Raw genomic sequence first — 26,271 nt, forward strand, 5'->3', positions numbered from 1 at the left:
CGCGCGCGTCAACCTAACGATTGTCAGGTATGGTACCTAACCGATGTCAGGTAAGCGTTTGAGCAGGGTGGAACGCCGGGAGCGGATCCTCGCGGCGGCGGCCGAGGTGTTCGCCGAGCGCGGGTACGACGGCGCGGGCATGCGCGAGGTCGCCACCCGCGCCGGGATCAGCACCCCGGTGCTCTACGACCACTTCCCGGCCAAGGCGCAGCTCTACTCCGGACTGCTCCAGTCCGAAGTGGACAAGTTGCAGGCGGCCTGGGGCGGGCTGCCGGAGCCGAAGGACGCCGAGGAGCTGTTCACCACCACGGTGGACGCCATCTTCGGCTGGATCGAGCACAACGAACGCGGCTGGCGGATGATCTTCGCCGAAGCGCCGGTGGATCCGGAGGTGGCCGAGGTGCACCGCCGCGCCCAGGCCGGCGCCACGGAGAAGCTGGCCGAGCTGTTCGCCGCCGTGCCGCTGTCCACCGATCTCGAGCGCCCCCGCGCGAACGAGCTGTTCGCCGAGACCTACAAGAGCGCGGTCAACGCGATCGCCGGCTGGTGGTGGCACAACCGCGACCTGCCGCGCGCGCGAGTGGTCGCGCTGACCACCGACCTGCTGTGGCACGGGCTGCGGCGGCTGACGGCGTTACCCGAGGAGGCACTGTGATGTCGACGACAGCGACCGAGCGTTACCGCGAAGGCGGCGAAAAGGCGGACCTGGAGTTGGTGATGAGCGCGTTCGCCGAGGACGCGGTGCTGATCTCACCGCTGACCGACCGCATGCGGTTCACCGGCAAGGCCGAGATCGCGCGGATCGTGGCGGTCGCCTTCACCAAGGTCGAAGACATGCGGTTCCACACCGACACCGGCGACGAGCACACCCGCGCGATGGTCTACACGGGCCGGATCAACGGCGTGCCGATCGAGGAGTCGTCGGTGGCGCGACTGGACGAGAACGGGCTGATCCGGGAGCTGACGCTGTTCGTCCGGCCGCTGCCCGCGCTGGTCGAGCTGATGGGCGCGTTCGGCCCGGAACTGGCCCGCCGCAACGGCCGCCGGTCCGCCGCGAAGGTGCTGGGCGTAATGGTCAAGCCGCTGATCGGCATGGTCCGCAGCGGGGACAAGTTCGCTCTGCCCCTGGTCATGCCCCGGCGGCGTTGAGCGCCAGCGGCGGGCTGAGCGCCTGCCCGCGCGCGTAGGCCTGGTCGAAGGCCTCGCCACCGAGGTTCTCGCGGGCCGCGGCGGCGACGCGCGCGACGTCGGAATCACCCGCGACCGCGACCCCGCGCAGGGCGACCGCCGCACCGAGCAGGAAGGCAGCCCGTTCCGGCTCGCCGTTGCGCAGCGCGATCCCGGCGAGCCCGTCGACGGCGTCGGCCGCCGCGGTGTGGTCGCGTGTGCTGACCGGCGCGCCGAGAGCCTCGCGGTAGCGGCGCTCGGCCGCCTCGACGGCTCCGGTGGCCTCGTCGATCCTGCCCTCGGTGACCAGTGCCTGCACCTGGGTCATTTCCTGGGTGAAACCACCCGTCGAGCCTTCCGCGCGCGACTTGCCGAGGAGTTCGCGGGCCAGCGCGTACCGCCCGCGCAGCCGGGCCACCTCGGCGAGTCCGTGGTACGCCGAGGCCAGTGCCTCCGGGGTGCCCGCCCGGCGCGCCAGCCCGATCGCACGCTCGTAGTCGGCCTCCGCGCCGGTGAGGTCGCCGTGCCCGCGGCGCCGGTCGGCGCGCTGGTAGAGCAGCTCGGCGGTGTCGTCGGTGGCGCCGATCAGCTCGGTCAGCGCCAGCGCCTCGTCCGACAGCGCGACCGAGGCCGCCAGCTCACCACGCCTGCCGAGCAGCAGCGCGTAGTGGCTCAGCGCGAGCGAAAGCCCCCAGCGCTCACCCAGCGCGCGGTAGGCGTCGACGGCGGCGCTGAGCAGCCGCTCGGCCTCGTTGTTGTCGCCCTGGAGCATGCGCTTGAGCCCGGTGCCCATCAGCGCGAGGCCCTGGCTCCACGGATCGCTCGCGAACCCCTCCGGGCCGAGGCGGTCGGCCGGGGTGCCGGGATCGGGCGGCCCGGCGACCAGGCCGACCACCATCGCGAGCATCGGGTACCGCGGCGGCCGCGACCAGTCGCGGGCGAACCGGCGGACGGCCTCCAGGTGCGGGCCGAGCCGGTCGTGCACCGGCGTGCCGGTCGCCGCGTTGCCCACGCACAGCACGAACTCGTCGTGCAGGCCCGGCGGCGGCTCGGGGCCGACGCGCACCGCCACGTCCCGGCTGAGCATCGAGCCCTCGGACCGGCGCCCGCGCATCCACCAGTACGTGCACAGCGGCGCCACCAACCGCAGCGCCAGCACCGGGTCGGCGTCGGTGGCCCAGCGCAGCGCGGCCAGCAGGTTCTCGTAGTCCGCGTCCAGCGCGGCGAGCCAGTCGAGCTGGGCGGCGCTGCGCAGGTGCGGCTCGGCTGTTTCGGCGAAGGTGAGGAAGTGCTCGGCGTGTGCGCGCCGCAGCCGCTCGGTTTCGCCTGCCTCCGCGAGCTTTTCCGCGCCGAAGACCTTGATCGTTTCGAGCATCCGGTACCGGCCGTCCGGTCCGAGGTCCACAAGGGACTTCTCGGCCAGCTCACCGACCTCACCGGCACCGCAGACGGCCGCGACGGCGTTCGCGCTCGCCCCGCCCGCGAACACCGCCAGGCGTCGCGCAAGCGCTTGCTCCTCGGGCGCGAGCAGTTCCCAGCTCCATTCGACGACCGCCCGCAGCGTGCGGTGGCGTGGCGCGGCGGTCCGGTCGCCGCGCGAGAGCAGGGTGAAGCGGTCGTCCAGGCGCACGGCGATCTCGCCGAGCGGCAGTGAGCGGACGCGGGCCGCGGCGAGTTCGACGGCCAGCGGCAGCCCGTCCAGTGCCGCGCAGACGCGCTGCACGTCGCCCACAGTCTGCTCGTCGACGGTGAAGCCGGGGCGCACGGCGGCGGCGCGTTCGGCGAACAACCGCACGGCCGGATAGGTCACCGCGTCGGCGGGCGGTGAACCTGGCGGCGCCACCGGCAGCGGCGCCACGGCCAGCGTGGCCTCACCGGTGATCGCCAGCGGCTCGCGGCTGGTCGCCAGCACCCGCAGCGCCGGGCAGGCGGCCAGCAGGCGGGCGGTGAGCCCGGCGGCCTCGTCCACCACGTGCTCGCAGTTGTCCAGCACCAGCAGCAGGTTCCGGGTGGCCAGCGCGGCGGCCAGGCGGTCGGCGGGCGGGGTCGCCGGCCGGTCGGTCCGGTCAGCTCGGTCGGGAAAGGTGCTCTCGCGCAGCCCGAGCGCGCTGAGCACGGCCTGCGCTACGTCGGCGTCGATCGGGGCCAGCTCGACCAGGCAGGTCTCACCGGGCCAGCTCCGCGCGGCCTCGACCGCCAGCCGGGTCTTGCCCGCTCCGCCGGGGCCGGTGAGCGTGACCAGCCTGCCGTCGCCGAGCAGCGTGCCCACCTGACGCAGTTCGGCGGACCGGCCGACAAAACTGGTCAGCGCGGCGGGCAGGGTCGAGCGCGGGGTTTCGGGCGTGCTTTCGGCGCGCAGCACGGCCAGGTGGATCGCGGCCAGCTCCGGTGACGGGTCGACGCCCAGTTCGTCGGCGAGCGTGCGGCGGGCGTCTTCGAAGGCGGCCAGCGCCTCGGCCCGCCTGCCACCGGCGTGCAGCGCGCGGACCAGCTGGCCACGCAGGCGTTCGCGCAGCGGGTGCGCGGCGATCAGCGCCCCGAGTTCGGCGACCAGGGGCTGGTGGGCACCGGTGCCGAGGTCGGCGTCGACCCGGTCCTCCAGCGCGGCCAGCCGCAGTTCCTCCAGCCGCGTCGCGGCCGACGCGGCGAGCGGCGCGTCGGCCAGCGCGGGACCACGCCAGAGCGCCAGCGCGTCCCCGAGTCGCGCGGCGGCGCCCGCGTGGTCCCCGGCGGCCAGCGCGCGGCGGCCGTCGGCCGCGAGCTGTTCGAACCGGTGCGCGTCCACCGTCGCCGGGTCCACGTCGAGCCGGTACCCGGCGGGCAGCAGGTCCACCGCGATCCCGGCCTGTCGCAGGCGGGACACCTGCGACTGCAGCGCGTTGGCCGGGTTCGCGGGGGCCTGCTCGCCGTACAGGCCCCCGATCAGCTTCTCGGCCGAGACCACCCGGCCCGCGTCGAGCAGCAGCAGGGTGAGCAGGGCGCGCACCCTCGGCCCGCCCACCGGGAGCGCGTCGCCGGTGGCGGTGAGGACCTCCGTCGGGCCGAGGATGCCGAACCGCACCGGCACATCCTCCCCCGGGCGGCGCTCCCGGGCGGGTGCTGGGGGGACGGGAAACGCCGCCGATGTCCCGCCCCCCAGCGGCTCTAGGTCATGGACACGTCTTCCAGGCGAAGTGGTACGTGGTGGAGAAGTTGCCGTCGGTCGAGTCCATCATCATGAAGCTGGTGGTCGTCTTGGGATCCGAGGTGCCCACGTTGACCCGCAGCTCGGTGTTGATGTTGAAGTGCCGCTTCTCGCCGCACGGCGAGTAGACGACCGAAATGAGATCGGTTTCGTCCGTTGCCTGCCAGCTGTCCTCGAGCGGCCCGTTGTAGGTGTGACTGGTGTAGGCGGTCGGCGACATTCCCTGGAAATAGTAATTCGCGCGTTCGGTGCCGGAGGCTCCCTTCGCCAGTGCCGCGAAGCCGCGGTAATCGGCTTGGGCGATTCCGTAGGTGAATCCGGACGGCGCGTTGATCCGGAGGTTGAGCTGGCAGTTCTTACGGAAGTCGGTGGGGGTCGCGCCGACGCCCACTTGGGCCAGGAAATCGCTGTAGGTCACGGTGAATGCTTTGTTGTCCGGGGACACGGCGACGGCGGCTGTGCCCGCCGGGCAGCCGGAACCGTTGACGGTGACCACGTCGATCGTGAAATGGTCGGGCGGCGGTGTGGTGCCGGGGGCCCCACCCGGCGGAATCACGATGGACATTGCCAATGCGGTAGCGGCCAGCGCGCTGAACATGTGCACACCTTTCCGGGGATTCAAACTCCAGGTGGCGGCGGTTCCTGAATGCTAGCGCGATGGCCGCTACCGCAATTCCGCTAAACGGGTGCCTTTTTTATTGTGGTTTTTCGTCAGCGGAAAAGGGCAGGGTTGGGCAATGGTGGTGAGTGGTGGATTCTCAACATTTCTTCCACGAGAAATGGTACTTGGTGTCGACGTTGCCGTCGGTGGAGTCCATGGACATGAAGCTGGTGGTCGTCTTGGGATCCGAGCTCCCGACGTTGACCCGCAGCTCGGTGTTCACGTTGAGGTGGCGCACCTCGCCGCACGGCGCGTACACAATGGAGGCGAAGTCGGTCTTGTCGGTGGCCTGCCAGTTGTCGCTGTACGGTCCGTTGTAGGGGTGTACTTCGGTGGCATTGGCCGATTGACCCTGGAAGTAGTAGTTGGCGCGCTGGGAACCGTAGGCGCCCTTGGCCAGGTGCGCGAAGCCGCGGTAATCCGCCTGCGCGATGCCGAAGGTGAAGCCCTGCGGGTAGTTCACCCGGAGGTTGAGCTGGCAGTTCTTGCGGAATTCGATCGGGGAGGAGCCGGCTCCGGTCTGCGCGAGGTAATCGCTGTAGGTGACGGTGAAGTTCGTGTTGTCGGGTGACACCGCGACCGCGGACGTCCCGGCCGGACAACCCGATCCGTTCACCGTGACGATGCTGATCGTCACCTGTTCCGGTGGGGCCTCCGCCGGTGCCACGGAACCGGGGGTGGTTATCGCCGACAGGGCAATGGCACTGGCAGCCAGCGCAGTGAACATGATGCACCCTTCTGATGCGTCTTGAACAACTAATCGTGGCGGCGGTGGTTCAGGGTATCGGGGCCGGTTCGCCCGGCACTCCGCTGAACGGGCTCATATTTTGCACTTGGTGCATTGAAATCAGGCGCCCTGCGCCCATTCGGGTGCGTCGCCGTAGTCCGGCCAGAAATGTGGATCTTGGCGCGTGGCTACCTAGTGGACGTAGATTACAGAATGAGTTTACTAATGCATTCCTCGGTTGTGTCATGGGGGTGAGATCACCTAAGGTAATCGGGCGGATACAGAAATTCGATCTTGAGGGGGGTCGAGATGGCGGGCGGATACACCTTCGACGCCGACGCCATGGCCGACCGAATACGCCAGCTCGAAGACGTGCGGAACCGCATCCGTGATCAGCACCAAGTGCTGGGCAAACGGAGTTGGATCGAACCGCCCTCGAACGACGACCCCGCGAAGGCGCAGGTGAAGGCGACGTTGGTGTCCATCGCCATCGCCGCCGGGCACAATCTCGCGATGTACCAGTACGCGGATGCCTACCTCGGCAAGTTGTACGAGGCAGCCGGTCGCTACGGGGCGCAGGAGGAGTCCACCGGAGCGCTGTTCGAGAAATGATCAATCGAAGACTTGGCGTCCTTTTGCTGCTGGCGGTTTTGCCAATTGCAGCTTGCGGATCGCCGGTGCCCGGCCGGGCGCTGCCCGAACCGGCCGCTGTGCCATCGGCGTTGCCATCCGCGCCGCCCGCCGCCGGCGTACCCAAGGTCGAGCGGCCACTCGACGCGGCGAAGTACATCGCCGATCCGTGCGCGAGCCTGACCGCCTCGCAGCAGGGGGAGTTCAACGTCACCTCGAGCAGGACCAACAGCGACGAGTTCGGCGTCAGCTGCATCTGGAATGTCGGTTCCGGTGCCACCAGTCCGGGGGTGACCTATTCGACCGCCTTTCCCGATGGGCTGAGCAGGTTGTACGCGCTCAACGACATCGACTGGTGGGATGGCGGTTATTTCGAGCCGACCGAGGTGGACGGTTATCCGGCGGTCTACGTCAGCGTGGTCGACCACCGCGCCGACGGCGACTGCAGTCTGGTGGTGGCGGTCAGCGACCAGTTGTTCTTCGAATCGTCGATTCGCACCCGGCCGAGCAATGACTCGTGCCTGGGAGCGAAGAACGTGGCCGAAGCGATCTTGAAGACCATCAAAGAGGGGGCCTGATCGCGTGAACGGACAGGAGATCTACGAGAACTTCGCTACTGCCTACGGGACGGCGGATCTTGTCGCGACGCAGGAGGAACTGGGGTCCGTGGCAGCCGAGTACCAGGAGCTGGCGGCCGCGATCGCGGCGGTGGCGGCGGCGCTCGAGGAGGGGTGGACCGGCGACGCGGCGGGGGCGGCCGAGCGCGGGGCCGGGCCCCTGACCGTGCAGCACGCCGGCGCGTCCGAAGCGTTGACCGTCGCGCAGGATTTGTTGGGTAGGCAGGTGGAGTCCTTCTGGTTGGCCAAGAACTCGGTCGAGCCGGTGCCGCCGGTGCCCCCGGCGCCGTCGAGCATCGCGAATGTGGTGACGCTCGGGTCCGCCGGGGCGAGCTACGAGTCCTTTGTGAGCGAGGCGAACGCGGCCGCCCAGCGCAACGTGGCGGCGATGGAGCTGTGGGCCAACCACTCCACCTACAACACCGAGATGATGCCGACGAGCTACGGCGAGATCAGCCCGTCGGACGTGTCCATCGCGCTGGCGGACCCGGTGACCGGTGGCACGGGCGGCGGACCGTCCGATTCGGATGTCGCGACGGGACAGTCCCCATCGGACAGCGGCCCCGACGCGACCGGCACACCGGAAGCCGCCGGGCCCTCGGACACGGAAACCCCCGGCACCCCAGACCCCGACGCCCCCGGCCCCGGCACGCAGCCCGGCACCTCGGCTGGCCAGCCCGACTCCAGCACGCAGCCCGACTCCGGTACCCAGGCCGCCGTCGCCGCCCCGCTCGATGGCCACCCCGGCCCGGTGCCCACCCCAGGGGCACCCGGTCCAGCCACGCCGAACCCAGCCACCCTGCCCGCGCCGGTCCCGAACCCGGCCACCAAGGCCCCGAGCGGCCCCGGCTCCCCGAAAACCCCGGCCCCCGGCGCTCAGCAACCTGGCTCCCCGAAGGCGCCAGCCCCCGGCGCCCAGCAGCTCGGCTCCCCGAAGCCTCCGACTCCTGGCACCCAGCAACCAGGCACTCAGCACCCCGGCGCTCCGAAGAACCCAGCGCCCGGCACCCAACACCCCGTCACCCAGCAACCCGCCGCGTCCCAGCCCCAAGGCCGAGCCGCCCGGACCGCCCCCGTGCCCGGAACCCCCGCCGCCACCCGGCCCCGTGCCGCCGAAGACGGGGAGCACGAGCGCCGCTACGGGGTGCCGGAGGACAAGCACTTCCAGCCCGCCGAGGACGGCAAGAAGGTCACCGACCCGCGCACCGGCCTGCCGGCCGCCGTGCCCGTCATCGGCGGCTGAAGCCGGGGCGATCGTCGTGTGGTTCGCCGAGCCAGAGCACTTCCTCGCCGATCGGCTCGCCGCGCTGGTCACCGAAGTCACCGGCGGCGACCCCCACGTGGTGCTGGCCCCGGAACCGGTCTGGCTGGACGAGGCCGAGCGCGCCGAAGCCGACCGGGTGCTCGCCGAGGAACGCGCTCGCTACGGCGGCCCCGCCGACCAGGAGGAACCCGACCTCCACGCCGTCGCCACCCTGCTCAGCACCCCGCCCGAAGCCCGCTACGGGTGGGTCTCGCACACCGGCGACAACCGCCCGATGGGCGTGCTGGCCGCCCGCTGCTCCTGGTTCGGCCTGATCGCCGCCCGCGAGGACGACGACGTCTGGATCAGGACCTTCTGGCGCGAGGACCTCAGCGCCCTGCTCGCCGACGTCCTCTCCGACTGGCGCAAACCCCGCGAACAGCCGATCACCGTGCTCCGCAGCGAGCTGCTCGCGGTCCACGACCTGGTCGTCCCCAGCGCCGAGGTGCGCCGGGCGCAGCGCGTGGCCTCGCTGCCCCAGTACGGCGTGGCCGAGTTCTACGCCGAAACCCGGCACAACGGCACCCGCCGGCGCAGCCCGCACCCGGTGCGCGTGTACGACAACGCCGACGGCCGCTGGACCATGAAGATCACGCCGCTACCCTCCGACGAGCGGATCGAGTTGGCCCCCGCCGGGGCCGCCGACGTCATCCGCCTGCTGGACCAGCTCCGGCGCGACCTGTGACACTCCGGGCAACCTTCTCCCAGGTCGGTGCGTCGAGGTACGGGGCTGCTAGCGCACGAGCGGCGCTCTAATACACTGCGACCCGTCCTCATGCAATGGGAGAGGTATGTCTGACAGCTCCAATCCGATCGTCCTTGGCCAGCCGACCGTCGGGGAGGAAGAACTCGCCGCGGTCGCGGAGGTCTTCCGGTCCGGATGGCTGGCCGGAGCTGGCCCCACCTGCCGCAAGTTCGAAGAGCGCTTCGCCACCGCGGTCGGGACCCAGCACGCGCTGGCGACCAGCAACTGCGGCACCGCGCTGTTCCTCGGCCTCAAGGTGCTCGGGGTCCAGCCCGGCGACGAGATCATCGTCGGCGACTACACCTTCCCGGCCACCGGCCACGCCGTGCTGCAGGCCGGCGCGGTCCCGGTGTTCGCCGACATCCGCCCGGACATCTGGAGCGCCGATCCGGCCTCGATCGAGTCGCTGATCACGCCGAAGACCGTCGGCATCCTGACGGTGGACGTGTTCGGCCAGCCCGGTGACTTCGACGAGTACCGCGCGATCGCCGACAAGCACGGCCTGTGGCTGTTCGAGGACGCCGCCTGCTCGGCCGGTGCCACCTACAAGACCCGCCCCGCCGGCAGCCTGGCCGACCTGGCCGCCTTCTCCTTCCACGGCCGCAAGGGCATCACCGCCGGTGAGGGCGGTGCGCTGGTCTCCGACCGCGAGGACCTCATCGCGCACGCGCGCAAGCTGCACACCTACGGCATCGAGCCCGCGTTCAGCCGTGAGGGCAGCGACGAGCTGCCCATCCCGAGCTTCCACGAGCTGGGTTACAACTTCCGCATGTCGGACGTGCAGGCCGCGATCATGAACGTCCAGCTGGACCGCCTGCCGAGCCTGCTGTCCGTGCGCCGTTCGGCCGCGAAGCAGTACCACGAGGGCTTCGCCTCGCTCGACGGCGTCGAAGCGCCGGTCGCACTGCCGGACCGCGAGCACCCGTGGCAGGCCTACGTGCTGACCATCGCGCCCGAGATCAGCCGGGACAAGGTCGCCCTGCGACTGCGCGAGCGCGGGATCGGCTGCAACTTCGGCACCTACGCTTCACACGTCCAGCCGATCTACGGGCAGAAGCAGCAGTTGCCCGTCAGCGCGGACGTGTTCAAGCGGCACCTGGCCATCCCGATGCACTCGAACCTGACCGACGACGAGGTCAGCCGGGTGGTCGAGGCGGTCACCGAAGTCGTCACCGAGCTTTCCTGATCCAGCGGACGAACCAGCACAGGAGAAAACGCACACCATGTCCGAAAAGAAGACGGTCCTGTTCACCGGCGCCGGCGGCTTCATCGCGGGGCACGTGATCCCGATGCTGATGGAGCGCGGCTACTTCGTCCGCGCCTTCGACAACATGACCCGCGGCGACCGCGAGCGGATGAACCAGTGGGCCGCCACCGGCAACCTCGAGCTGGTCGAGAAGGACGTCCGCTACGGCGGTGCGGTGCGCGAGGCCATGCGCGGCTGCACGCACGTGGTGCACTTCGCCACCGTGTCGATCAACAAGTCGATCGCCGACCCGCACGAGTCGGTCGACATCAACATGACCGGCAACCACAACGTCTTCGCCGCCGCCGCGGACGAGGGCGTGCAGCGCCTGGTGTTCGCCTCGACCGCCTCGGTCTACGGCGACCCGGAGCGGCTGCCGATGCACGAGGACGACACGCTCCGCCCGCTCACCCCGTACTGCATCACCAAGCGCGCCGGTGAGGACCTGCTCGGCTTCTACGAGCGGCAGAAGGGCCTGTCCTGGAACGCGCTGCGCTTCTTCAACGTGTACGGCCCCGGCCAGAAGAGCGAGGCGTACTACACCTCGGTGATCAACCACTTCATCACCCGCCTGCGCAACGGCCAGCCGCCGATCATCGACGGCAAGGGCGAGCAGTCGATGGACTTCGTGCACGTGCACGACCTGGCCCGGTCCGTGGTCGCCGCGCTGGAGTCGGAGCGCTCGAACCTGCCGATCAACATCGGCACCGGCATCGACACCTCCATCGCCACCCTGGCCAAGATCCTCATCGACGCCGTCGGCGTGCAGGTGGAGCCGCAGTTCAACGAGCGCGACGTGCTGGTCTCGCGCCGGGCCGCGGACATCAGCCGCGCCAAGGAGATCCTCGGCTGGGAGCCGACCATCCCAGTTGAGCAGGGCATGCACGACCTGGTCAAGCTGCACATGAGCCAGGCCGCCGGCTGATGGGCTTACCACCGGCCGGATCGGCAGAGGGGCGCTCGATGAACATCGTCGTGGTCAACAACTTCTTCCCGCCTCGGGTGGGGGGCAGCGCGCACATGTCGGCGTCGCTGGCCGAGCAGTACGCGGCCGGCGACAACAACGTGCTCGCCATCACCGCCGCCTACCAGGACGCACCGGCGGAGGAGGAGCGCGACGGCTACCGCGTGGTCCGGCTGCCGGCGATGAAGATGCCGCAGCTGGGCCTGTCGATCGACTTCGACATGACCTTCGCGTCGGTCCGGCCGGGCAACTGGCGCAAGCTGTTCAAGATGCTGGACGCGTTCGCGCCGGACGTCATCCACCTGCACGGGCAGTTCTTCGACCTGTCCTGGATGGTCGGGCTGTACGCGCGCCGCCGCGGCATCCCGGTGGTCGTCACCATCCACACCCTGCTGATCAGCGACAAGAAGCTGTACAGCTCGGTGTTCCGGATGCTCGACGCGGTGCTGGTGCGGCCGATCCTCGGCATCATCAAGCCGCGTTACGTCATCCTGGACAAGCTGGGCGTCGACTACTGCGTCAAGCGCTACGGCACCAGCGACGCGAACTCGGAGTACTTCCCGATCGCGGTGGACACCGGGCACTTCGACAAGCCGCTGACCAGGGACGTGCGCGAGGAGAACGGCATCGGCGACGGTCCGCTGATCGTCTCGCTCGGCCACGTGATCCCGCTGCGCGACCGGATGCCACTGGTCAACGCGATGCCGGCGATCCTGGAGAAGCACCCGGACACCAAGGTGATCGTGGTCGGCCGGGTCTACCACGACGCGTTCATCAAGCGCGCCGAGGAACTGGGCATCGCGGACAAGTTCATCGTCAAGGGCGCGGTGCCGAAGGCCGACGTGCCGTCCTACTTCGCCGCCGCCGACATCGTCACGCACGACCTCAACGGCGGCTGCGGCACGGCCTCGCTGGAGGCCATGCTGTCCGGCACGGCGACGATCACCTCGACCACCCTGGACAACTACCCGGGCATCGAGCTGCGCAACGGCGACAACATCCTGATCGTGCCGCCGGACGACAGCGAGGCCGTCGCCGACGCGGTGATCGACCTGCTGGACAACCCGGAGAAGCGTGCCGAGCTGGCCAAGCGCCAGAGCGCGATGGTGCGGGACAACTTCGGCCTCGACGTGGTCACCGACGAGCACCTGCGCACCTTCGAGAAACTGATCGCCGAGTCGACCCCGAAGGCCCGCTGATGTTCTTCGACGACGAGCGCAGCAACCGCCTGCGCCCGCAGATCCTGACCGAGCTGGTCGGGGAGTACATGAACGACGCCGAGCGCGCGAAGCTGTTCGGCCTGCCGGAGACCACCCGGATCCGGCAGCGGGCGAAGATCGTCAGCCCGGAGAACCTGAAGATCGGCGAGCACTGCTGGATCGGCGAGGGCGCGGTGCTCGACGCCAGCGGCGGGCTGGAGATCGGCGAGCACACCAGCATCGGGCTGAACACGCTGATCTTCACCCACTCCAGCTGGCTGGCGAACATGACGCTGCAGAACCACTCGGGCAGCGACCTGATCGAGCGCAAGCCGGTCAAGATCGGCAAGGGCTGCTTCATCGGCGGCCTGGTGGTGATCATGGCCGGGGTGACCATCGGCGACTTCGCCACCGTGCAGCCGAACTCGGTGGTGGCGAAGGACGTGCCGGCCCGCTCGCTGGTCGCGGGGAACCCGGCCAGGGTGTTCCAGCGCTACGACGACGAGTACATCGAGAACGAGGTCAAGCGCGTCCGCGAGGCCAACGAGCGGCGGCGCAAACTGGCCGAAGAACGCGGGATGGCGGTCGGGCCGTGGGGCGCGCCCGCCGGTGACTTCAGCGAGGCCGACTCCGCGGAGTAACCCCCCTCGCCCGGGCCGGGCGTTGTACCGCGGATGTATCCCAACTGGACCGGGCCAGTTCAGGCTCACCTTGTCAGTGCTGGACCGACGAGGTGGGACCGATGAACAAGTCGAGCAATCTGAAGCGGGCCGCGGTCTACGGGATGGCCGGTCTGGTCACCGCGACGATCGGGGCGTCCACGGTCAACGCGATGACCGCGGAGGACGAGAAGCCGGAGTCCGGCACCGCGCAGGCCGCTCCGGCTCCGGCGACTCCGGCTCCGGCGCAACCGCCCGCGCAGGCGGCTCCGCCGCTGCAGCCCGGGAAGGTGGCTCCGGCTCCGGCCGCCCAGCTGCCCGCGGCACAACCCGCTGCTCCGGTGAAGCAGGCCGAACCGGCCAAGCAGGCCGAACCGGCCGCCAAGCAGGCGGAGCCGGTGAAACAGGCCGAGTCGGCGAAGAAGGCGGAGCCGGTCAGTAAGGCGGAGCCGAAGACGCGCCAGGTGGCCGAGCGCCCGCGCCGGGTGGTGGAGAAGGTGGTGCGCAAGCCGGTCATCGTGCGGGCCGCCGCGCAGCCGTCGATCAGCGCCGAGGCGACCTCGACCGGTCCGTCCGCGAAGTCCTACTCCATTGTCAGCGACGGCACCAAAACGGTGATCGCCGAATCCGGCAAGCCGGTGGTGGTCCAGCAGCACAAGCCCGCCGAGGCGAAGCCAGGGAAGAAGTCCGAGAACAAGACCGAGAAGTCCCAGAAGAAGGTCGACAAGAAGACCGAGAAGCTGGACAAGGCCGTCGCGAAGCTCAACGAGGCGGAGAAGTCGGTCACGGACGCGGAGAAGTCGCTCTCCAACGCGAAGACCAAGCTCAAGGAAGCCAAGGGCGAGGTCGAGTCGATCCGCAAGGACATCGCGGAGAGCAAGGAAAAGAAGAAGGAAAAGAAGGCCGAGGGCAAGGTCGTCAAGATCAAGCTGCCCGGCAAGATCGACGTCTCCCCCGAGGTCGCCAAGAAGCTGCGCGACCTCGCCCAGCAGAAATGACCGCCATGCTGGCGGGCCCGCGCACCATGAACGACGTCGTGCGGGCCGCGGTCGAGCGGGCCGGGCTGCGCCGCAAGAGCGACAGCGCCCGGTTCATGGTCATCCCGGATGACGCGTGGCGGCACCAGCGCGCCCCGGAACCGGAGGTCGTGCCGGAGCCGGTCGAGGAGTACCCCGAGGACTACTACTACCTCGAACACGAGCGCAAGCCGATGAGCCGGGCCACCGCCACCAGCCTGGGCGGGTTCGCCGCATCGCTGGTTTCCGGCGTGGTGCCGAGCCTGGTCGTCGGCCCGGTCGCGGGCGTGGTCGCCGGTGTCGCCGCCGGCGTGTTCGGCGGGTTGATGGGCCGCTCACTGGCCGAGGAGGCCTACGACCGCAAGACGAGCCGAAACGAGGAACCGGAGATGAGTGACCGATGAAGCAGGCGAGCAAGGTACAGCGAATCGCCGTCGCGGGCGCGGCCGGACTGGCCGGAGTCGGCGTCGGGCTGACCGCGATCGGTCTGTTGAGCGGCGACGAGGACCCGACGACCACCGCCGCCGCGCGACCGGCCGCGCCGAAACCCGCACTGGCCGTGGTTCCGGAGGCTCCGAAATCCGCATCAGCCGCGGTTCCGTCGGCGCAACAGCCCGCCGCCGTTCCGAGCACCGCGCCGCCCGCCGCGCCGCCCGCCGCACCCCCCGCCGCGCCGCCCGGCGCGCAGCCTGCGGTCGCGCCCGCTTTGCCGCCCGCCGCGCCGAGGGCGGTGGCCAAGCCCGCCACCGAACCGGCGGCGAAACCCGCTGTCAAGCCTGTTGGCAAACCGGCGGTCAAACCAGTGGTGAAGCCGGTGGTGCAGGCGCCGTCGGCCACCGAGAAGCCCAAGTTCGCCGTACCCACGCCGGAAAAGCCGGTTCAGTCCAAACTGGACAAGGCGAAGGCGGCGGTGACCGAGGCCGAGAAGGGCGTTGGCGAGGCAGAGAAGTCACTCGGCCAGGCGAAGAGCAAGCTCAAGCAAGCCAAGAGCGAACTGGCCGAGGCCCGCAAGGAGCACCAGAAATCGCGTGACTTCGGCAAGAAACTCCGCGAGAAGCGCATCGAGCACAAGAAGAAGCCCGAAAAGGTGGAAATCAAGCTCAGCTCCGCGGAGGTGAAGCCCGGCGAGAGCCGCACCATCAGCAAGAAGACCTCGAACGGTTCTGTTTCGGTTTCCGTCACGAATGGCGGATAGGCTTTGAAGGACAACTGATGAACACAAGAGTAGGGCCGGTGTCCCGGCCTTTGCTGTACATGTTGTCGGGCGGTGCGTTGTCGGCGTTTTTCATTCTGGCCGCCGCGCAGCAGGCGGACGCGGCTCCGGCGCCGCGTCCGGCTCCGGTGGAGAAGGGTGCCACGGCGGAGAAAAACACCCATAAGAAGGTCGTCACCGATGTCAAGAAGGTGGCGAAAACCGTGCACAAGGTGGAAAAGCGGCCGACGGAGAAGGGCGGTGACAAGCCCGGCGCGCAGAAGGACGAGATCACCAAAGCACGCGAGGACGCCATCAACAAGAAGACGGCCCGCGACAGTGAAAGGCCGAGATCGGCGCACGGGCGGGAAAACAGTCGCGAAGAGGCGCGGAAGGCCGAGCAGAAGCTCAACAAGCTGGAAGACGAGAAGGAAGCCGGCCAGCGGAAGAAAATGTCGCCGCAGTTGGCGCGCGGTGAGGACCGAGCCCAGCGTGAGTCGCGGACGCAGCGGCAGATGGACGACGCCAAGACCGTGTCCAAGAACCTCGAGAAGGAACGGCGAGAGGACGCCCAGCGCCAGGAAGCCGAAAGGAAGGCCGCGGCCGAACGTGCTCAGGGGACGCCTGACCAGCGAAAGGAGCGTTCTCGGAAGCAGCGGGAGGGGATTGAGCAGGCTCGTGGGGAGGCTGTTGAGAAGGGGACGGCTGCTGGGACCGCCAAGGGGGCGGGGCGGGAGGGTGCGCGTAAGGAGGCTGATCGGTCTCGGGATCGGGTGACCGCGCTGGAGAATGAGCGGAATGCTGAGCAGTTGAGGCGGATGTCGCCGCAGTTGGCGCGGGGTGAGGCGCGGGCTCAGCGTGAGTCGCAGTCGCAGCGGCAGATGGATGACGTCAAGTCCGTGGCCAAGAATGTGGAGAAGGAGCGCCAGCAGGCCGAGGAGCGTTCTCGGAAGCAGCGGGAGGGGATTGAGCAGGCTCGTGGGGAGGCTGTTGAGAAGGGGACGGCTGCTGGGACCGCCAAGGGGGCGGGGCGGGAGGGTGCGCGTAAGGAGGCTGATCGGTCTCGGGATCGGGTGACCGCGCTGGAGAATGAGCGGAATGCTGAGCAGTTGAGGCGGATGTCGCCGCAGTTGGCGCGGGGTGAGGCGCGGGCTCAGCGTGAGTCGCAGTCGCAGCGGCAGATGGATGACGCCAAGACCGTCGCCAAGAACGTCGAGAAGGAGCGCGAGCGGGCGGCTCCTGGCAAGACACCCATCGACGAGGCGTTGGACTCCTTGCAGCGGCCGCAGCCCAGGTCGAACGAGGACAGGCTGCTTTCGCCGCGGCTGGAAAGCCAGGCGGAGCGCCAAAAGCGGGAGGAAGCGCTTCGCGAGCTGCAGAAGACCGCGAAAGGCCGGGCAGACTACGGGGAAGCGCAGAGGGGTGGCAACCCCGGCACCGGCCTGGTGCGGCAGCTGGAACGGGCCAGGGAGGACGCGGCCGAAGCACGGCGGAACGCGGACGCGAAGGGGCAGGGACCCACGCAGCGAGTCACGGAGACCGAGGCGGAGGTGAAACGCCTGGAGGAACGGCAAGCTCGTGAGTCACAGGCCGCGAAGAACCGGCAGGGTGGTGGTGCGGCGCCCCCGTCGGCCCCGCCGGCGGGAACCACCGAGAAATCCCCGCTTTGGGAGCGGAGTGCCCGGGATTTCGTGAATGACATCCAGGTCCCCGCCAAGCAGGCGAGTGGCGCCGGCGATGCCTACGCGGGTTACGTGGTGGACAGGGAGCGGACGAAGGCGGGTGCCCACGCGAAAGAGACCGCCGAGAGGCTCCGCGAAGCCACCAGCAGGTACCTCGACGCGAGTGACCGGGCGCCTCGGGCGGCCGATGGTTCGACGAACCCGGCGTGGCGGACGCTCCTCGATGACAAGGCAAGGCATCTCAGGGAGGCCGACATGGCGGCGAGGGGTGCCGGCGCCGCCAACAAGGAAGTGGTCAAGCAGGCGCTGAAGGCCACGGCCAAGAGCACCGGTGCGCTCGCCGGACTCGGGGTGGCCTACGACGTCATCGTGGAGGACAAGCCCGTGGACGACGCCGTCGCCGGTGGGGTGGGCGGCGTCGTCGGTGGCATGGCCACCGGTGCGCTCGCCGGTGCCGCGTTCGGGCCGCCCGGAGCCGTGATCGGCGGGTTCATCGGCGGCTTCGCGGGTAGTGCGATCGGTGAGAACCTGTACAAGGACTTCATGGGTAAACCGGACAAGAGCTGAAGCGAAGAGCCCGGCCCACGGGAAACGTGGACCGGGCTCTTCGGAACTGCCCGCGGAATCAGGCCGGGGTGGAGGCGGTTTCCTTCACGGTGGCCACCACCTGGTGCGACGGCAGGATCGAGGCGCGCTCGGCGGCGGCGTCGATCTTGCCCTCCAGCAGGTCCACGAACCGGTCCAGCTGGGTCGCCAGCGGCTCCCGCGCGGTGACCAGTTCCGGGATCTCGATCACCGTCTGCTGCCGGTAGCCGAGGCCGTCGGAGCTGGCCGCGTCGTGCGAGACGTGCCGGTAGATGGTCACGTCCCGGCGCAGCAGGTCGATCTCGATCAGCCGGTCCAGTTCGGACACCACCAGCGAGCGCACCTTGCGCTGGCCCAGCCGCGAGGCCGACACCGTGGCCAGCCCGGTCGGGAAGGTCAGCACCGTCTCGATGGTGTCCTCGGCGCCCTCCACCGACGACGGGTGGAAGTAGCCCGCCCCCGACGTCACCCGCGCCGGGGTCTGCCCGCCGAAGAACTGGATGGCGATGTCCACGTCGTGCACCAGCAGGTCCCAGGCCACCCCGGTCTTGATCCGCGGGGCGTACGGGCCGTGCCGCCGGGCCATCAGGTGGATCGGCTCGTTCACCAGCGCCCGCGCGGTCATCACCGCCGGGTTGTAGCGCTCGAGCAGCCCGCACATCAGCGGGATGTCCTTGGCCGCGGACAGCTCGACGATCTCCTGCGAGGCCTCCAGGCTGTTCGACACCGGCTTCTCGACCAGCAGCGGCTTGCCCTGCGCCAGCACCTCCAGCGCCAGCGGGTGGTGCACCTCGGTGGCCGCGGCCAGCACGACGGCGTCCACATCGGACAGTTCGCCGATCTCCGGGGTCCACCGGGTCTCGAAGCGCTCGGCCGCCGCGCGGCCCGCCTCCTCGCGCGGATCGATCACGCGGGTCAGCTCCACGCGCTCGTTCTGCGACAGCACCCGGGCGTGCAGTGAGCCCATGGTGCCGGTGCCCACCAGTGCGATGCGGTGCGTCATGCGCCGAGTACCTCGCGAACCGTCTCGATGATCTTGTCCAGGTCGTCTTCGGTGAGCTTCGGGTGCACCGGCAGCGAAAGCGCCTGCGCGGCCACCGAGCGCGCCATCGGCACGCTGTCCAGGCTCGCGTCCGGGATCAGCGGGTGCCCGCGGTAGCAGTCGTAGTCGAAGACGACCTTCGGGTAGTAGATGCCGTTGCCGATGCCGCGCTCGGTCAGCGCCGAGGCCAGCTCGTCGCGCGAGAGGAACGCGTGCGGGCCGACCAGCACGGTGTACTGGTGCCAGACGTGCTCGCGGCCGGGCAGCACCTGCGGCAGCTCGAGCCCCGGCGTCCCGGCCAGGCCCTCGGTGAGCCGCTTCGCGTTGCGCTGGCGGGCCGCGGTGATGGTGTCCAGCTTCTCCAGCTGCGGGATGCCGACCGCGGCGTGCAGATCGGTCATCCGGTAGTTGTGCCCGGCGACCTCGTACTGGTAGCGGGCGCGCATGCCCTGGTTGCGCAGCACGCGCAGCCGGTCGGCCAGCCCGTCGTCGTCGGTGGTGATCACGCCACCTTCGGCGGTGGTGATGTTCTTGGTGGCGTACAGCGAGAAGCAGCCCAGCCCGAACGAGCCGGAACGGCGCCCGTCGAAGGTCGCGCCGACGGCCTGCGCCGAGTCCTCCACCAGGTGCAGGCCGCGCTCGGCGGCCAGCGGGGCCAGCTTGCCCATGTCCGCGGTCTGGCCGTAGAGGTGCACCGGCATGAGCACCTTGGTGCGCGGGCCGATGGCCGCGGCCACCGCGTCGGGGTCGACTGCGAAGTCGTCGCGCCGGATGTCGGCGAAGCGCACGGTGGCGCCCGCCTCGAGAATGGCGTTGAGCGTCGCGACGAAGGTGAACGGCGAGGTGATCACCTCGTCACCCGGCTGCAGGTCGAGCACCTGGAGCGAGGCGACCAGCGCGGTCGTGCCGTTGTTCACCGCCACCGCGTGCTTGGTGCCGGAAACAGCCGCGAAGGCTTCCTCGAATCGCTTCACCATCGGGCCCTGCGCGATGGCGCCGGATCGCAGCACTTCGACGACCAGGTCCTCCGCATCGCGGACGTCGACCACGGTAATGGGGATCATGCAGCAGTCTTTCACCTCGGCGGACACATCTGGCGCGTCAGGTACAGTCGTGCCTCGGCATGGCTAGTAGCCCCCTGGGTCGGCACCGGTGCTGGCACTGACGCGGGCGTCACGATACCCGCCGGTCGCAAGTGGCTTCCCGCTGCCGCCTCGGCCCTGGTGCGCGGGCCTCAAGCGGGCCTCAACAATAAGGGCGAAGACACACAAAATGAGCAGTGCACGCATTCTGATCACCGGCGCCGGTGGTTCGGCCGCCTACAACTTCCGGGACGCGCTCGCCGTCTCGCCGAACGAGTACTCGGTGGTCGGCACCGACATCAAGCCGTACCACCTCGAGCTGCTCAACGTCGACGCCAAGTACCTCGTGCCGCCGGTCTCCGACCCCGGTTACGCCGACGCGATCAACCGCGTCATCGAGGCCGAGAAGATCGACTTCGTGCACCCGCAGCCCGACGTCGAGGTCGGTTTCCTGGCCGAGAACCGGGACAGGCTGAACGCGCCCACCTTCCTCCCGGACGCCGGCGCCATCGCACTCTGCCACGACAAGATGGCCTTCAACGCGCACATGAAGGCCAACGGCGTTTCGGTCCCGGAAGCGATCAAGATCGATTCCCAGTCCGACCTCAAGGGCGCGCTGGAAGAACTGCTCAAGATCAATCCGCGGGTGTGGCTGCGGGCCATTCGCGGCGCCGGTTCCCGCGGCAGCCTGCCGATCAACTCCTACTACCAGGGTGACGCCTGGATCGACTACTGGCGTGGTTTCCGCGGCCTCGACTACGGCGACTTCATGGCCAGCGAGTACCTGCCCGGCGAGGAGTTCGCCTGGCAGAGCCTGTGGCACGAGGGCGAGCTGATCACCTCGCAGGCCCGGTCCCGGATCGAGTACATCTTCGGCAACCTCACCCCCAGCGGGCAGAGCAGTTCGCCGTCGGTGGCCAAGACGGTCAACCGCGACGACGTGAACAAGATCGGCGAGGCGGCCGTCCGCGCGGTCTCGGCCAAGCCGAGCGGCGTGTTCTGCGTGGACATGAAGGAGAACGCCCAGGGCGTGCCGATGGTCACCGAGATCAACGTCGGCCGCTTCTTCACCACCAGCAACTTCTTCGCGCACGCCGGGCTGAACATGCCCGACATGTACATCCAGCTCGGCCTGGGCAACCAGCTCGCCGAGAAGCCCGCCGTGTACAACCCGCTGCCCGACGACCTGTACTGGGTCCGCATGATCGACATGGGCTACCAGCTGGTCAAGGAAGGCGAATGGGCAGCGAAGCAGATCTGACCGGCTTGTCCGCGATCGCGTTCGACTTCGACGGCACGCTCTTCCGCCTCCCGGTCGACTTCGCCGGGATGCGGGCCGAGCTGGGCCTCGACCCGGACGCCAAGCTGGGCGACCTGTTCCAGCGGTTCCTCGACGAAGGCAACACCGAGGGCCTCGACGTCGTGACGCGGTACGAACGCGAGTCCGTGCCGCGCGGCGAGTTCACCACCGGGGCGCGCGAGCTGCTCGAAGCGCTCACCGGCCGGTACTTGCTCGCGATCGTGACGCGCAACTCACGGCACTGCGTGTTCGACGCGCTGGGCAACCTCGCGGACGGCCTGTTCGTCATCGGACGGGAGGACGTCGCCCGGCTCAAGCCGGATCCGGAGGGCGTGCACGCGGTGCTCAAGCACTACGGCGTCACGGCCGACGAGGCCGTGCTGGTCGGCGACACCTACCACGACGTGGAGGCCGCGCACGCCGCCGGAGCACGCAGCGTGATCGTGCGCAACGACTCGCTGAAGTTCCGGCCGGAAGGCGCGGACACCTACATCGAAACGCTCAGTGAGCTGCGGCCCGCGCTCGCGGGCTGAACCCCCGGGGTTGGTACCGTCGTCGGTGGTCATCGGCCCCATTCGAGAAGGCCCTATTCGAGAAGGAAGTGCCAGGTAGACATGGCTGTGCAGGACAAGCTGAAAGAAGTCTTCGTCGAGGCTCTCCAGCTCGAGGACGGGGTCGACGTCGAGAACCTGAAGTACCGCGACATCGAGGCGTGGGACTCGGTCGGCCACATGGCGCTGGTCGCCGCCATCGAGGACGAGTTCGACGTGCAGTTCGACACCGACCAGGTGATCGACATGAGCAGCTTCAAGGTGGCCGTTGACATGGTCAAGGAGCTGCAGGAGAAGGCGTGACGCTCTCGGGAAAGGTCGCACTGGTCACCGGCGGTACCCGCGGCATCGGGCTGGCCACGGTCAAGGCGCTCGCCGAGGCGGGCGCCACCGTGGTGCTCACCGGCCGTGACGAGTCCGCGGCGAAGGAAGCCGCGGATTCGGTCGGCGGTCAGGTGAGCGGGCTCGCGCTGGACGTCACCGATCCGAAGGCGATCGCCTCGCTGGTGCGCGGCGTGGCCAAGGAGCACGGGCAGCTCGACATCGCGGTGGCCAACGCCGGGATCATGGAGGGCGGCCTCCTCGGCATGATCCGGGCGGAGGACGTCGACCGCACGCTGGCCACGAACGTGGCGGGCACGCTGCACACGGTGCAGGCCGCCGCCCGCGCGATGATGCGGAAGAAGACCGGCTCGATCGTGGTGCTGGCCTCCGTGGTCGGCGAGTACGGCAGTGCCGGGCAGACCGTGTACGCCGCGTCCAAGGCCGCGGTGGCGAACATCGCCAAGTCCGCGGCGAAGGAACTGGGACGATCCGGCATCCGGGTGAACGCGGTGGCGCCGGGCGTGATCGAGACGGCGCTGACCGAGAGCCTGTCCGACGAGGTGCGCGCGTCGAACGCGCAGAGCACCCCGCTGGGCAGGCTGGGCAAGGCCGAGGAGGTCGCGGCCGCTATCCGCTTCCTGGCCGGCGACGAGGCTTCGTTCATCACCGGTCAGGTGCTGGGCATCGATGGAGGCTTGGTTCTGTGACTCTGCTGGGTGCGGGTGCTCGGCTGATCGACGCGGCCGGGGGCCGCACGCTAGCCGGAGCGGAACTCACCGACGAGGTATCGCGGCTCGCCGCCGGGCTGCAGTTGCTGCCGCCGGGCGTGCTGTTCGCGCGCACCTCGGTCGACCTGGACAGCGTGCTGCGGTACCTGGCCGCCTTCGAGGCGGGCCGGGCGATCGCGCTGATCGACCCGGCGCTGGACGCCGACGTGCTGTCCGGGCTGATCGAGCGCTTCCGGCCCGCGGCCGTGCTGCAGGCCCCGGAGGCCGAGGCGCCGGCGGGGTACGCGCTCACCGACGGCCACTGGGTGCGTGACGCGCTCGACGGCGTCGAACCGCATCCGCACCTCGCCGTGTTGCTGCCGACCAGCGGTTCCACCGGCAACCCGAAGCTCGTCCGGCTCTCGCGCGCGGCGATCCTGTCCAACGCCGACGCCATCGCCGAGGTGCTGGAGATCGACGCGAACGAGGTCGCGCCGACCAGCCTCCCGCTGCACTACAGCTACGGCCTGTCCGTGCTGAACTCGCACCTGGTGCGCGGCGCGACCGTGGTCGTCGAGCCGTCCGGGGTGCTCGGCCGCGGCTTCTGGGACGCGGTCGACGCGTACAAGTGCACCTCGCTCGCCGGGGTGCCCTACCACTACGAAATGCTCCGGCGGCTCAAGTTCGATCCGGAGAAGTACCCGAGCCTGCGCACGCTGACCCAGGCGGGCGGCAAGCTCCGCAACGAGCTGATCACCGAGTTCAACGACAAGATCCGCGCGGTCGGCGGCCGGATGTACGTGATGTACGGCCAGACCGAGGCGGCGCCCCGGATCTCCACCGTGCCGGCCGACCGGCTCGCCGAGAAGCTCGGCTCGGTCGGTCCCGCGCTGCCCGGCGGCAAGTTCACCATCCGCCGCGACGACGGCGAGGAGACCACGCACCCGAAGATCGTCGGTGAGGTCCTCTACCGCGGGCCGAACGTGATGATGGGGTACGCGGAGAACGAGGGCGAGCTGGCCGCCGGGGACGAGTACGGCGGCGAACTGGCCACCGGCGACCTCGGTTATCTCGACGCCGACGGCTTCCTGTTCATCACCGGCAGGCTCAAGCGGATCGGCAAGGTCTTCGGCAACCGGGTCAGCCTGGATGATCTCGAGCAGGCCGTGCGTTCTGCTTCGGTGGGGATCGACGTGGTGGCGGCGGTCGCGGCCGGGGACAAGGTCGTGCTGTTCGCCGAAGGCGCCGATCGGGACACCTGCAAGGCGGCGTCCCGCGCCCTGTCGGAGCGGCTGCACCTGCACACCAGCGGCTTCGACGTGCGTCCTCTGGACACGGTGCCGCTGCTGGCCAGCGGCAAGATCGACTATCGGACGCTGGAGAGCCAGGTATGAGCGTGTTCACGCTGTCCCAAGCGGAACGGGAGGCGACGCTGCTGCCGCAGCTGGCCGAACTGACCGCCCACCACCGGGCCAACTCGGCCGGGTACGACCGCATCCTGTCCTCGCTGGGCATCGCGCGCGACGCCGAGTTCGGCTCGATCGCCGAGCTGCCCTGGCTGCCGGTCCGCATGTTCAAGACGCACGACCTGAAGAGCGTGCCGGACGCCGAGGTGTTCAAGACGCTGACCTCGTCCGGCACCACCGGTTCCGGCGCGTCGCGGATCTACCTGGACAAGGAGGCCGCCGGCGCGCAGACCAGGCAGCTCGGCGCCACCCTGCAGACCGTGCTCGGCGGCGAGCGGCTGCCGATGCTGATGGTGGACACCGTCGGCATCATCAAGAACCGCCGGTCGTTCTCCGCGCGCGGCGCGGGCGTGCTGGGCATGGCCAACTTCGGCCGCAAGCACGTCTACGTGCTCGACGAGAACGACAAGCCGGACGTCGAGGCGGTCAAGGGCTTCCTGGAGCGCCACGGCGACCAGCCGTTCCTGATCTTCGGCTTCACCTTCATGGTGTGGCTGTACCTGTACGAGGTCGCTCGCGACAACGGGCTCGACCTGTCCAACGGCATCCTGATCCACTCCGGTGGCTGGAAGAAGCTGATCGACCGGTCGGTGGACAACGACGAGTTCCGCAGGCGCTTCCGCGAGGACACCGGCCTGCACCAGATCTACAACTACTACGGCATGATCGAGCAGATCGGCACGGTGTTCCTGGAGGGGCCGTCGGGCGGCTCGCTGTACTGCCCCGACTTCGCCGACGTGGTGATCCGCGATCCGGAGACCTGGGCCGAGCAACCGGTCGGCAAGCCGGGCGTCATCGAAGTGGTGAGCACCCTGCCCCGTTCCTACCCCGGTCACGTCCTGCTGACCGAGGACCTCGGCGTGTACAACGGCATCGACGACGGCGACTGGCCGGGCAAGCACTTCTCGGTGCTGGGCAGGCTGCCCAAGGCCGAGGCCCGCGGCTGCTCGGACACCTTCTCGGGGCAGGCGGCATGAGCCTCACGCAGCGTTTTCCCGTCGGTGACCCGGTGGCGGTCGGCGAGCTGGTGGACCGGCTCCGGGCCGAGCCCGGCGGTGGCCGCCTGAAGGTCGGCGACCCGCGCGTCATCGAGTTCCTCACCAAGTTCGCGCGCAAGCTGCTCGCGCCCACGGTGGCCCGGCGCTACCCGGAACTGGCCTCGCTCGGTTTTTTCCTACGCAAGGGCGAAATCCAGAAGGCACTGGGGCGGCTCGCTTCGGATGACGAGAGCGCACTGCGCTTCCCGCGCGGCCTGGTCTTCCACGTGCCACCGGCCAATGTGGACACCATTTTCGTGTATTCGTGGGCGTTGTCCGCGCTGGCCGGAAACCACAACGTGGTGCGGGTTTCCTCGCGTTCGGCGGGTGCCGCCGAAGAGGTGCTGATCGCGCTGAACGCCGCTCTGTCCGAAGTGGACCCGGAAACCGCGGCGCTGATCACGCAGACCCAGCGGATGATCACCTACGACCGCAGCGACGAGATCAGCGGCGCGTTGTCACTGGCCGCCGACCTGCGGGTGATCTGGGGCGGTGACGGTTCGGTGCGGGCGCTGCGGCAGTACCCGCTCGCGCCGCACGCGCGGGACCTGACCTTCCCGGACAGGTCCTCGTTCGCGGTGATCTCGGTCGACGGCTGGCAGGCCGCGTCCGACGCCGAGCGCCGGGGTGCCGCCGAGGGCTTCTACAACGACTCGTACTGGTTCGACCAGGCTGCCTGCTCGTCGCCGCGTGCGATCTTCTGGGTGGGTGACGCTTCGCTCGCGGCCGAGGCCGGGGTCGAATTCCGGCGCCTGCTCGGCGAGGTGCTCGCCGCGAAGCAGCACGTCACCGAACCGGCAATGGCGGTGCAGAAGCGGGTGTCGGCGTACGGCGCCGCGGTCGACGGCCTGATCACCTCGATGACCTTCGACGGCAACGCGGTGGCCACCCTCGAACTGGCCGAGCCGTCCTCGCTGCCGCGTGAATGGCTGGGGGCGGGCACGTTCGGTTCGGCGAGTGTGCGTACCCTTTCGGACTTGGTGCCCATTGTGGTGCGCAAAGATCAAACCGTCAGCCAATTCGGGTTCGGCCGCGAGGAATTGGTTGAGTTCGCGACCGAACTGGCGGGGCGCGGCGTGGACCGAATCGTTCCGTTCGGGTCCGCGCTCAGTTTCTCCGCCGTCTGGGACGGTTACGACCTGCTGGCCGAGTTCAGCCGCTTGGTGAGTGTTCAGGTGTGAGCAC

At 69.4% G+C, this 26,271-nt stretch carries 26 protein-coding genes; 21 read left to right on the forward strand and 5 right to left on the reverse strand.

The window, feature by feature from the left end:
- Positions 1–67 precede the first annotated feature (67 nt).
- Together YIM_RS01005 and YIM_RS01010 are read left to right on the forward strand one after the other, a co-directional pair.
- Positions 68–655: a TetR/AcrR family transcriptional regulator gene (locus tag YIM_RS01005; RefSeq protein ID WP_228005108.1), complete on the forward strand. Its 588-nt coding sequence runs from the start codon at positions 68–70 to the stop codon at positions 653–655.
- Positions 655–1,149, forward strand: coding sequence for a nuclear transport factor 2 family protein (locus YIM_RS01010; protein ID WP_153028542.1), 495 nt, complete (start codon positions 655–657; stop codon positions 1,147–1,149). The genes YIM_RS01005 and YIM_RS01010 overlap by 1 nt, the downstream gene beginning before the upstream one ends.
- Here the strand turns inward: YIM_RS01010 and YIM_RS01015 are convergent.
- The 3 genes from YIM_RS01015 to YIM_RS01025 all read right to left on the reverse strand — a co-directional run bounded on the left by YIM_RS01015 (position 1,130) and on the right by YIM_RS01025 (position 5,739).
- Positions 1,130–4,228 carry a BTAD domain-containing putative transcriptional regulator gene (locus YIM_RS01015; RefSeq protein ID WP_153028543.1) on the reverse strand — a complete coding sequence of 1,033 codons (3,099 nt, stop codon included), beginning with the start codon at positions 4,226–4,228 and terminating at the stop codon, positions 1,130–1,132. The two genes, YIM_RS01010 and YIM_RS01015, sit on opposite strands and share 20 nt — an antisense overlap.
- Before the next feature lie 88 nt (positions 4,229–4,316).
- Positions 4,317–4,949: a DUF4360 domain-containing protein gene (locus tag YIM_RS01020; protein ID WP_153028544.1), complete on the reverse strand. Its 633-nt coding sequence runs from the start codon at positions 4,947–4,949 to the stop codon at positions 4,317–4,319.
- A gap of 160 nt (positions 4,950–5,109) precedes the next feature.
- Entirely contained in the window at positions 5,110–5,739 is a 630-nt protein-coding gene (locus YIM_RS01025) for a DUF4360 domain-containing protein (protein ID WP_153028545.1), read from the reverse strand.
- Positions 5,740–6,048: 309 nt separating this feature from the next.
- Between YIM_RS01025 and YIM_RS01030 the strand changes: the two genes are divergently transcribed.
- From YIM_RS01030 to YIM_RS01085, 12 genes are all read left to right on the forward strand, one after another.
- Positions 6,049–6,351 carry a hypothetical protein gene (locus tag YIM_RS01030; RefSeq protein WP_153028546.1) on the forward strand — a complete coding sequence of 101 codons (303 nt, stop codon included), beginning with the start codon at positions 6,049–6,051 and terminating at the stop codon, positions 6,349–6,351.
- Complete coding sequence (locus YIM_RS01035; protein ID WP_153028547.1) at positions 6,348–6,947, forward strand: DUF3558 domain-containing protein; 600 nt, start codon at positions 6,348–6,350, stop codon at positions 6,945–6,947. Before YIM_RS01030 ends, YIM_RS01035 begins: the two co-directional genes overlap by 4 nt.
- Before the next feature lie 4 nt (positions 6,948–6,951).
- A complete protein-coding gene (locus YIM_RS01040) occupies positions 6,952–8,229 on the forward strand; it encodes a hypothetical protein (RefSeq protein WP_153028548.1) in 1,278 nt (425 codons plus the stop codon).
- Between the two features lie 16 nt (positions 8,230–8,245).
- Positions 8,246–8,974 (forward strand): ESX secretion-associated protein EspG, encoded by a 729-nt coding sequence (locus YIM_RS01045; protein WP_153028549.1) that lies wholly within the window; start codon positions 8,246–8,248, stop codon positions 8,972–8,974.
- A gap of 106 nt (positions 8,975–9,080) precedes the next feature.
- Positions 9,081–10,220: a DegT/DnrJ/EryC1/StrS aminotransferase family protein gene (locus YIM_RS01050; RefSeq protein WP_153028550.1), complete on the forward strand. Its 1,140-nt coding sequence runs from the start codon at positions 9,081–9,083 to the stop codon at positions 10,218–10,220.
- Between the two features lie 37 nt (positions 10,221–10,257).
- Positions 10,258–11,205, forward strand: a complete 948-nt coding sequence (locus tag YIM_RS01055) for an NAD-dependent epimerase/dehydratase family protein (RefSeq protein WP_153028551.1) — start codon at positions 10,258–10,260, stop codon at positions 11,203–11,205.
- 38 nt (positions 11,206–11,243) lie between these two features.
- On the forward strand, positions 11,244–12,443 hold the full coding sequence (locus YIM_RS01060) for a glycosyltransferase family 4 protein (protein ID WP_153028552.1): 1,200 nt from the start codon (positions 11,244–11,246) through the stop codon (positions 12,441–12,443).
- Complete coding sequence (locus YIM_RS01065; protein ID WP_153028553.1) at positions 12,443–13,084, forward strand: DapH/DapD/GlmU-related protein; 642 nt, start codon at positions 12,443–12,445, stop codon at positions 13,082–13,084. The genes YIM_RS01060 and YIM_RS01065 overlap by 1 nt, the downstream gene beginning before the upstream one ends.
- A 101-nt stretch (positions 13,085–13,185) precedes the next feature.
- On the forward strand, positions 13,186–14,100 hold the full coding sequence (locus YIM_RS01070; RefSeq protein WP_153028554.1) for a hypothetical protein: 915 nt from the start codon (positions 13,186–13,188) through the stop codon (positions 14,098–14,100).
- Positions 14,097–14,522: a hypothetical protein gene (locus tag YIM_RS01075; protein ID WP_153028555.1), complete on the forward strand. Its 426-nt coding sequence runs from the start codon at positions 14,097–14,099 to the stop codon at positions 14,520–14,522. The genes YIM_RS01070 and YIM_RS01075 overlap by 4 nt, the downstream gene beginning before the upstream one ends.
- Positions 14,519–15,313, forward strand: a complete 795-nt coding sequence (locus YIM_RS01080) for a hypothetical protein (RefSeq protein WP_153028556.1) — start codon at positions 14,519–14,521, stop codon at positions 15,311–15,313. The genes YIM_RS01075 and YIM_RS01080 overlap by 4 nt, the downstream gene beginning before the upstream one ends.
- A gap of 17 nt (positions 15,314–15,330) precedes the next feature.
- The gene (locus tag YIM_RS01085) at positions 15,331–17,559 is read left to right on the forward strand and encodes a hypothetical protein (RefSeq protein ID WP_153028557.1); all 2,229 of its coding nucleotides are present in this window, start codon (positions 15,331–15,333) and stop codon (positions 17,557–17,559) included.
- A gap of 58 nt (positions 17,560–17,617) precedes the next feature.
- Here the strand turns inward: YIM_RS01085 and YIM_RS01090 are convergent, their stop codons facing one another.
- Positions 17,618–18,580 carry a Gfo/Idh/MocA family protein gene (locus YIM_RS01090; protein ID WP_153028558.1) on the reverse strand — a complete coding sequence of 321 codons (963 nt, stop codon included), beginning with the start codon at positions 18,578–18,580 and terminating at the stop codon, positions 17,618–17,620.
- Positions 18,577–19,683: a DegT/DnrJ/EryC1/StrS aminotransferase family protein gene (locus YIM_RS01095; RefSeq protein ID WP_153028559.1), complete on the reverse strand. Its 1,107-nt coding sequence runs from the start codon at positions 19,681–19,683 to the stop codon at positions 18,577–18,579. Before YIM_RS01095 ends, YIM_RS01090 begins: the two co-directional genes overlap by 4 nt.
- 208 nt (positions 19,684–19,891) lie before the next feature.
- Between YIM_RS01095 and YIM_RS01100 the strand changes: the two genes are divergently transcribed.
- The 7 genes from YIM_RS01100 to YIM_RS01130 all read left to right on the forward strand — a co-directional run bounded on the left by YIM_RS01100 (position 19,892) and on the right by YIM_RS01130 (position 26,267).
- The gene (locus tag YIM_RS01100; protein WP_153028560.1) at positions 19,892–20,962 is read left to right on the forward strand and encodes a hypothetical protein; all 1,071 of its coding nucleotides are present in this window, start codon (positions 19,892–19,894) and stop codon (positions 20,960–20,962) included.
- Complete coding sequence (locus YIM_RS01105; protein ID WP_153028561.1) at positions 20,941–21,534, forward strand: HAD family hydrolase; 594 nt, start codon at positions 20,941–20,943, stop codon at positions 21,532–21,534. The genes YIM_RS01100 and YIM_RS01105 overlap by 22 nt, the downstream gene beginning before the upstream one ends.
- A gap of 81 nt (positions 21,535–21,615) precedes the next feature.
- On the forward strand, positions 21,616–21,855 hold the full coding sequence (locus YIM_RS01110) for an acyl carrier protein (protein ID WP_153028562.1): 240 nt from the start codon (positions 21,616–21,618) through the stop codon (positions 21,853–21,855).
- Positions 21,852–22,583, forward strand: coding sequence for an SDR family NAD(P)-dependent oxidoreductase (locus YIM_RS01115; RefSeq protein WP_153028563.1), 732 nt, complete (start codon positions 21,852–21,854; stop codon positions 22,581–22,583). Before YIM_RS01110 ends, YIM_RS01115 begins: the two co-directional genes overlap by 4 nt.
- Complete coding sequence (locus YIM_RS01120) at positions 22,580–23,977, forward strand: AMP-binding protein (protein WP_153028564.1); 1,398 nt, start codon at positions 22,580–22,582, stop codon at positions 23,975–23,977. Before YIM_RS01115 ends, YIM_RS01120 begins: the two co-directional genes overlap by 4 nt.
- On the forward strand, positions 23,974–25,026 hold the full coding sequence (locus YIM_RS01125; RefSeq protein WP_153028565.1) for an acyl-protein synthetase: 1,053 nt from the start codon (positions 23,974–23,976) through the stop codon (positions 25,024–25,026). The genes YIM_RS01120 and YIM_RS01125 overlap by 4 nt, the downstream gene beginning before the upstream one ends.
- Positions 25,023–26,267 (forward strand): acyl-CoA reductase, encoded by a 1,245-nt coding sequence (locus tag YIM_RS01130; RefSeq protein WP_153028566.1) that lies wholly within the window; start codon positions 25,023–25,025, stop codon positions 26,265–26,267. The genes YIM_RS01125 and YIM_RS01130 overlap by 4 nt, the downstream gene beginning before the upstream one ends.
- Positions 26,268–26,271 lie beyond the last annotated feature (4 nt).

This window comes from Amycolatopsis sp. YIM 10, assembly GCF_009429145.1.
In the GTDB taxonomy this organism is placed as follows: Bacteria; Actinomycetota; Actinomycetes; order Mycobacteriales; family Pseudonocardiaceae; genus Amycolatopsis.

What these genes read in the sequence shown, in the direction of transcription:
- YIM_RS01010 (WP_153028542.1), top strand. Translation starts at nt 655, where the DNA reads ATGTCGACGACAGCGACCGAGCGTTACCGCGAAGGCGGCGAAAAGGCG.
- YIM_RS01020 (WP_153028544.1), bottom strand. Translation starts at nt 4,949, where the DNA reads ATGTTCAGCGCGCTGGCCGCTACCGCATTGGCAATGTCCATCGTGATT.
- YIM_RS01025 (WP_153028545.1), bottom strand. Translation starts at nt 5,739, where the DNA reads ATGTTCACTGCGCTGGCTGCCAGTGCCATTGCCCTGTCGGCGATAACC.
- YIM_RS01030 (WP_153028546.1), top strand. Translation starts at nt 6,049, where the DNA reads ATGGCGGGCGGATACACCTTCGACGCCGACGCCATGGCCGACCGAATA.
- YIM_RS01035 (WP_153028547.1), top strand. Translation starts at nt 6,348, where the DNA reads ATGATCAATCGAAGACTTGGCGTCCTTTTGCTGCTGGCGGTTTTGCCA.
- YIM_RS01050 (WP_153028550.1), top strand. Translation starts at nt 9,081, where the DNA reads ATGTCTGACAGCTCCAATCCGATCGTCCTTGGCCAGCCGACCGTCGGG.
- YIM_RS01055 (WP_153028551.1), top strand. Translation starts at nt 10,258, where the DNA reads ATGTCCGAAAAGAAGACGGTCCTGTTCACCGGCGCCGGCGGCTTCATC.
- YIM_RS01060 (WP_153028552.1), top strand. Translation starts at nt 11,244, where the DNA reads ATGAACATCGTCGTGGTCAACAACTTCTTCCCGCCTCGGGTGGGGGGC.
- YIM_RS01065 (WP_153028553.1), top strand. Translation starts at nt 12,443, where the DNA reads ATGTTCTTCGACGACGAGCGCAGCAACCGCCTGCGCCCGCAGATCCTG.
- YIM_RS01070 (WP_153028554.1), top strand. Translation starts at nt 13,186, where the DNA reads ATGAACAAGTCGAGCAATCTGAAGCGGGCCGCGGTCTACGGGATGGCC.
- YIM_RS01075 (WP_153028555.1), top strand. Translation starts at nt 14,097, where the DNA reads ATGACCGCCATGCTGGCGGGCCCGCGCACCATGAACGACGTCGTGCGG.
- YIM_RS01080 (WP_153028556.1), top strand. Translation starts at nt 14,519, where the DNA reads ATGAAGCAGGCGAGCAAGGTACAGCGAATCGCCGTCGCGGGCGCGGCC.
- YIM_RS01085 (WP_153028557.1), top strand. Translation starts at nt 15,331, where the DNA reads ATGAACACAAGAGTAGGGCCGGTGTCCCGGCCTTTGCTGTACATGTTG.
- YIM_RS01090 (WP_153028558.1), bottom strand. Translation starts at nt 18,580, where the DNA reads ATGACGCACCGCATCGCACTGGTGGGCACCGGCACCATGGGCTCACTG.
- YIM_RS01095 (WP_153028559.1), bottom strand. Translation starts at nt 19,683, where the DNA reads ATGATCCCCATTACCGTGGTCGACGTCCGCGATGCGGAGGACCTGGTC.
- YIM_RS01100 (WP_153028560.1), top strand. Translation starts at nt 19,892, where the DNA reads ATGAGCAGTGCACGCATTCTGATCACCGGCGCCGGTGGTTCGGCCGCC.
- YIM_RS01105 (WP_153028561.1), top strand. Translation starts at nt 20,941, where the DNA reads ATGGGCAGCGAAGCAGATCTGACCGGCTTGTCCGCGATCGCGTTCGAC.
- YIM_RS01110 (WP_153028562.1), top strand. Translation starts at nt 21,616, where the DNA reads ATGGCTGTGCAGGACAAGCTGAAAGAAGTCTTCGTCGAGGCTCTCCAG.
- YIM_RS01125 (WP_153028565.1), top strand. Translation starts at nt 23,974, where the DNA reads ATGAGCGTGTTCACGCTGTCCCAAGCGGAACGGGAGGCGACGCTGCTG.
- YIM_RS01130 (WP_153028566.1), top strand. Translation starts at nt 25,023, where the DNA reads ATGAGCCTCACGCAGCGTTTTCCCGTCGGTGACCCGGTGGCGGTCGGC.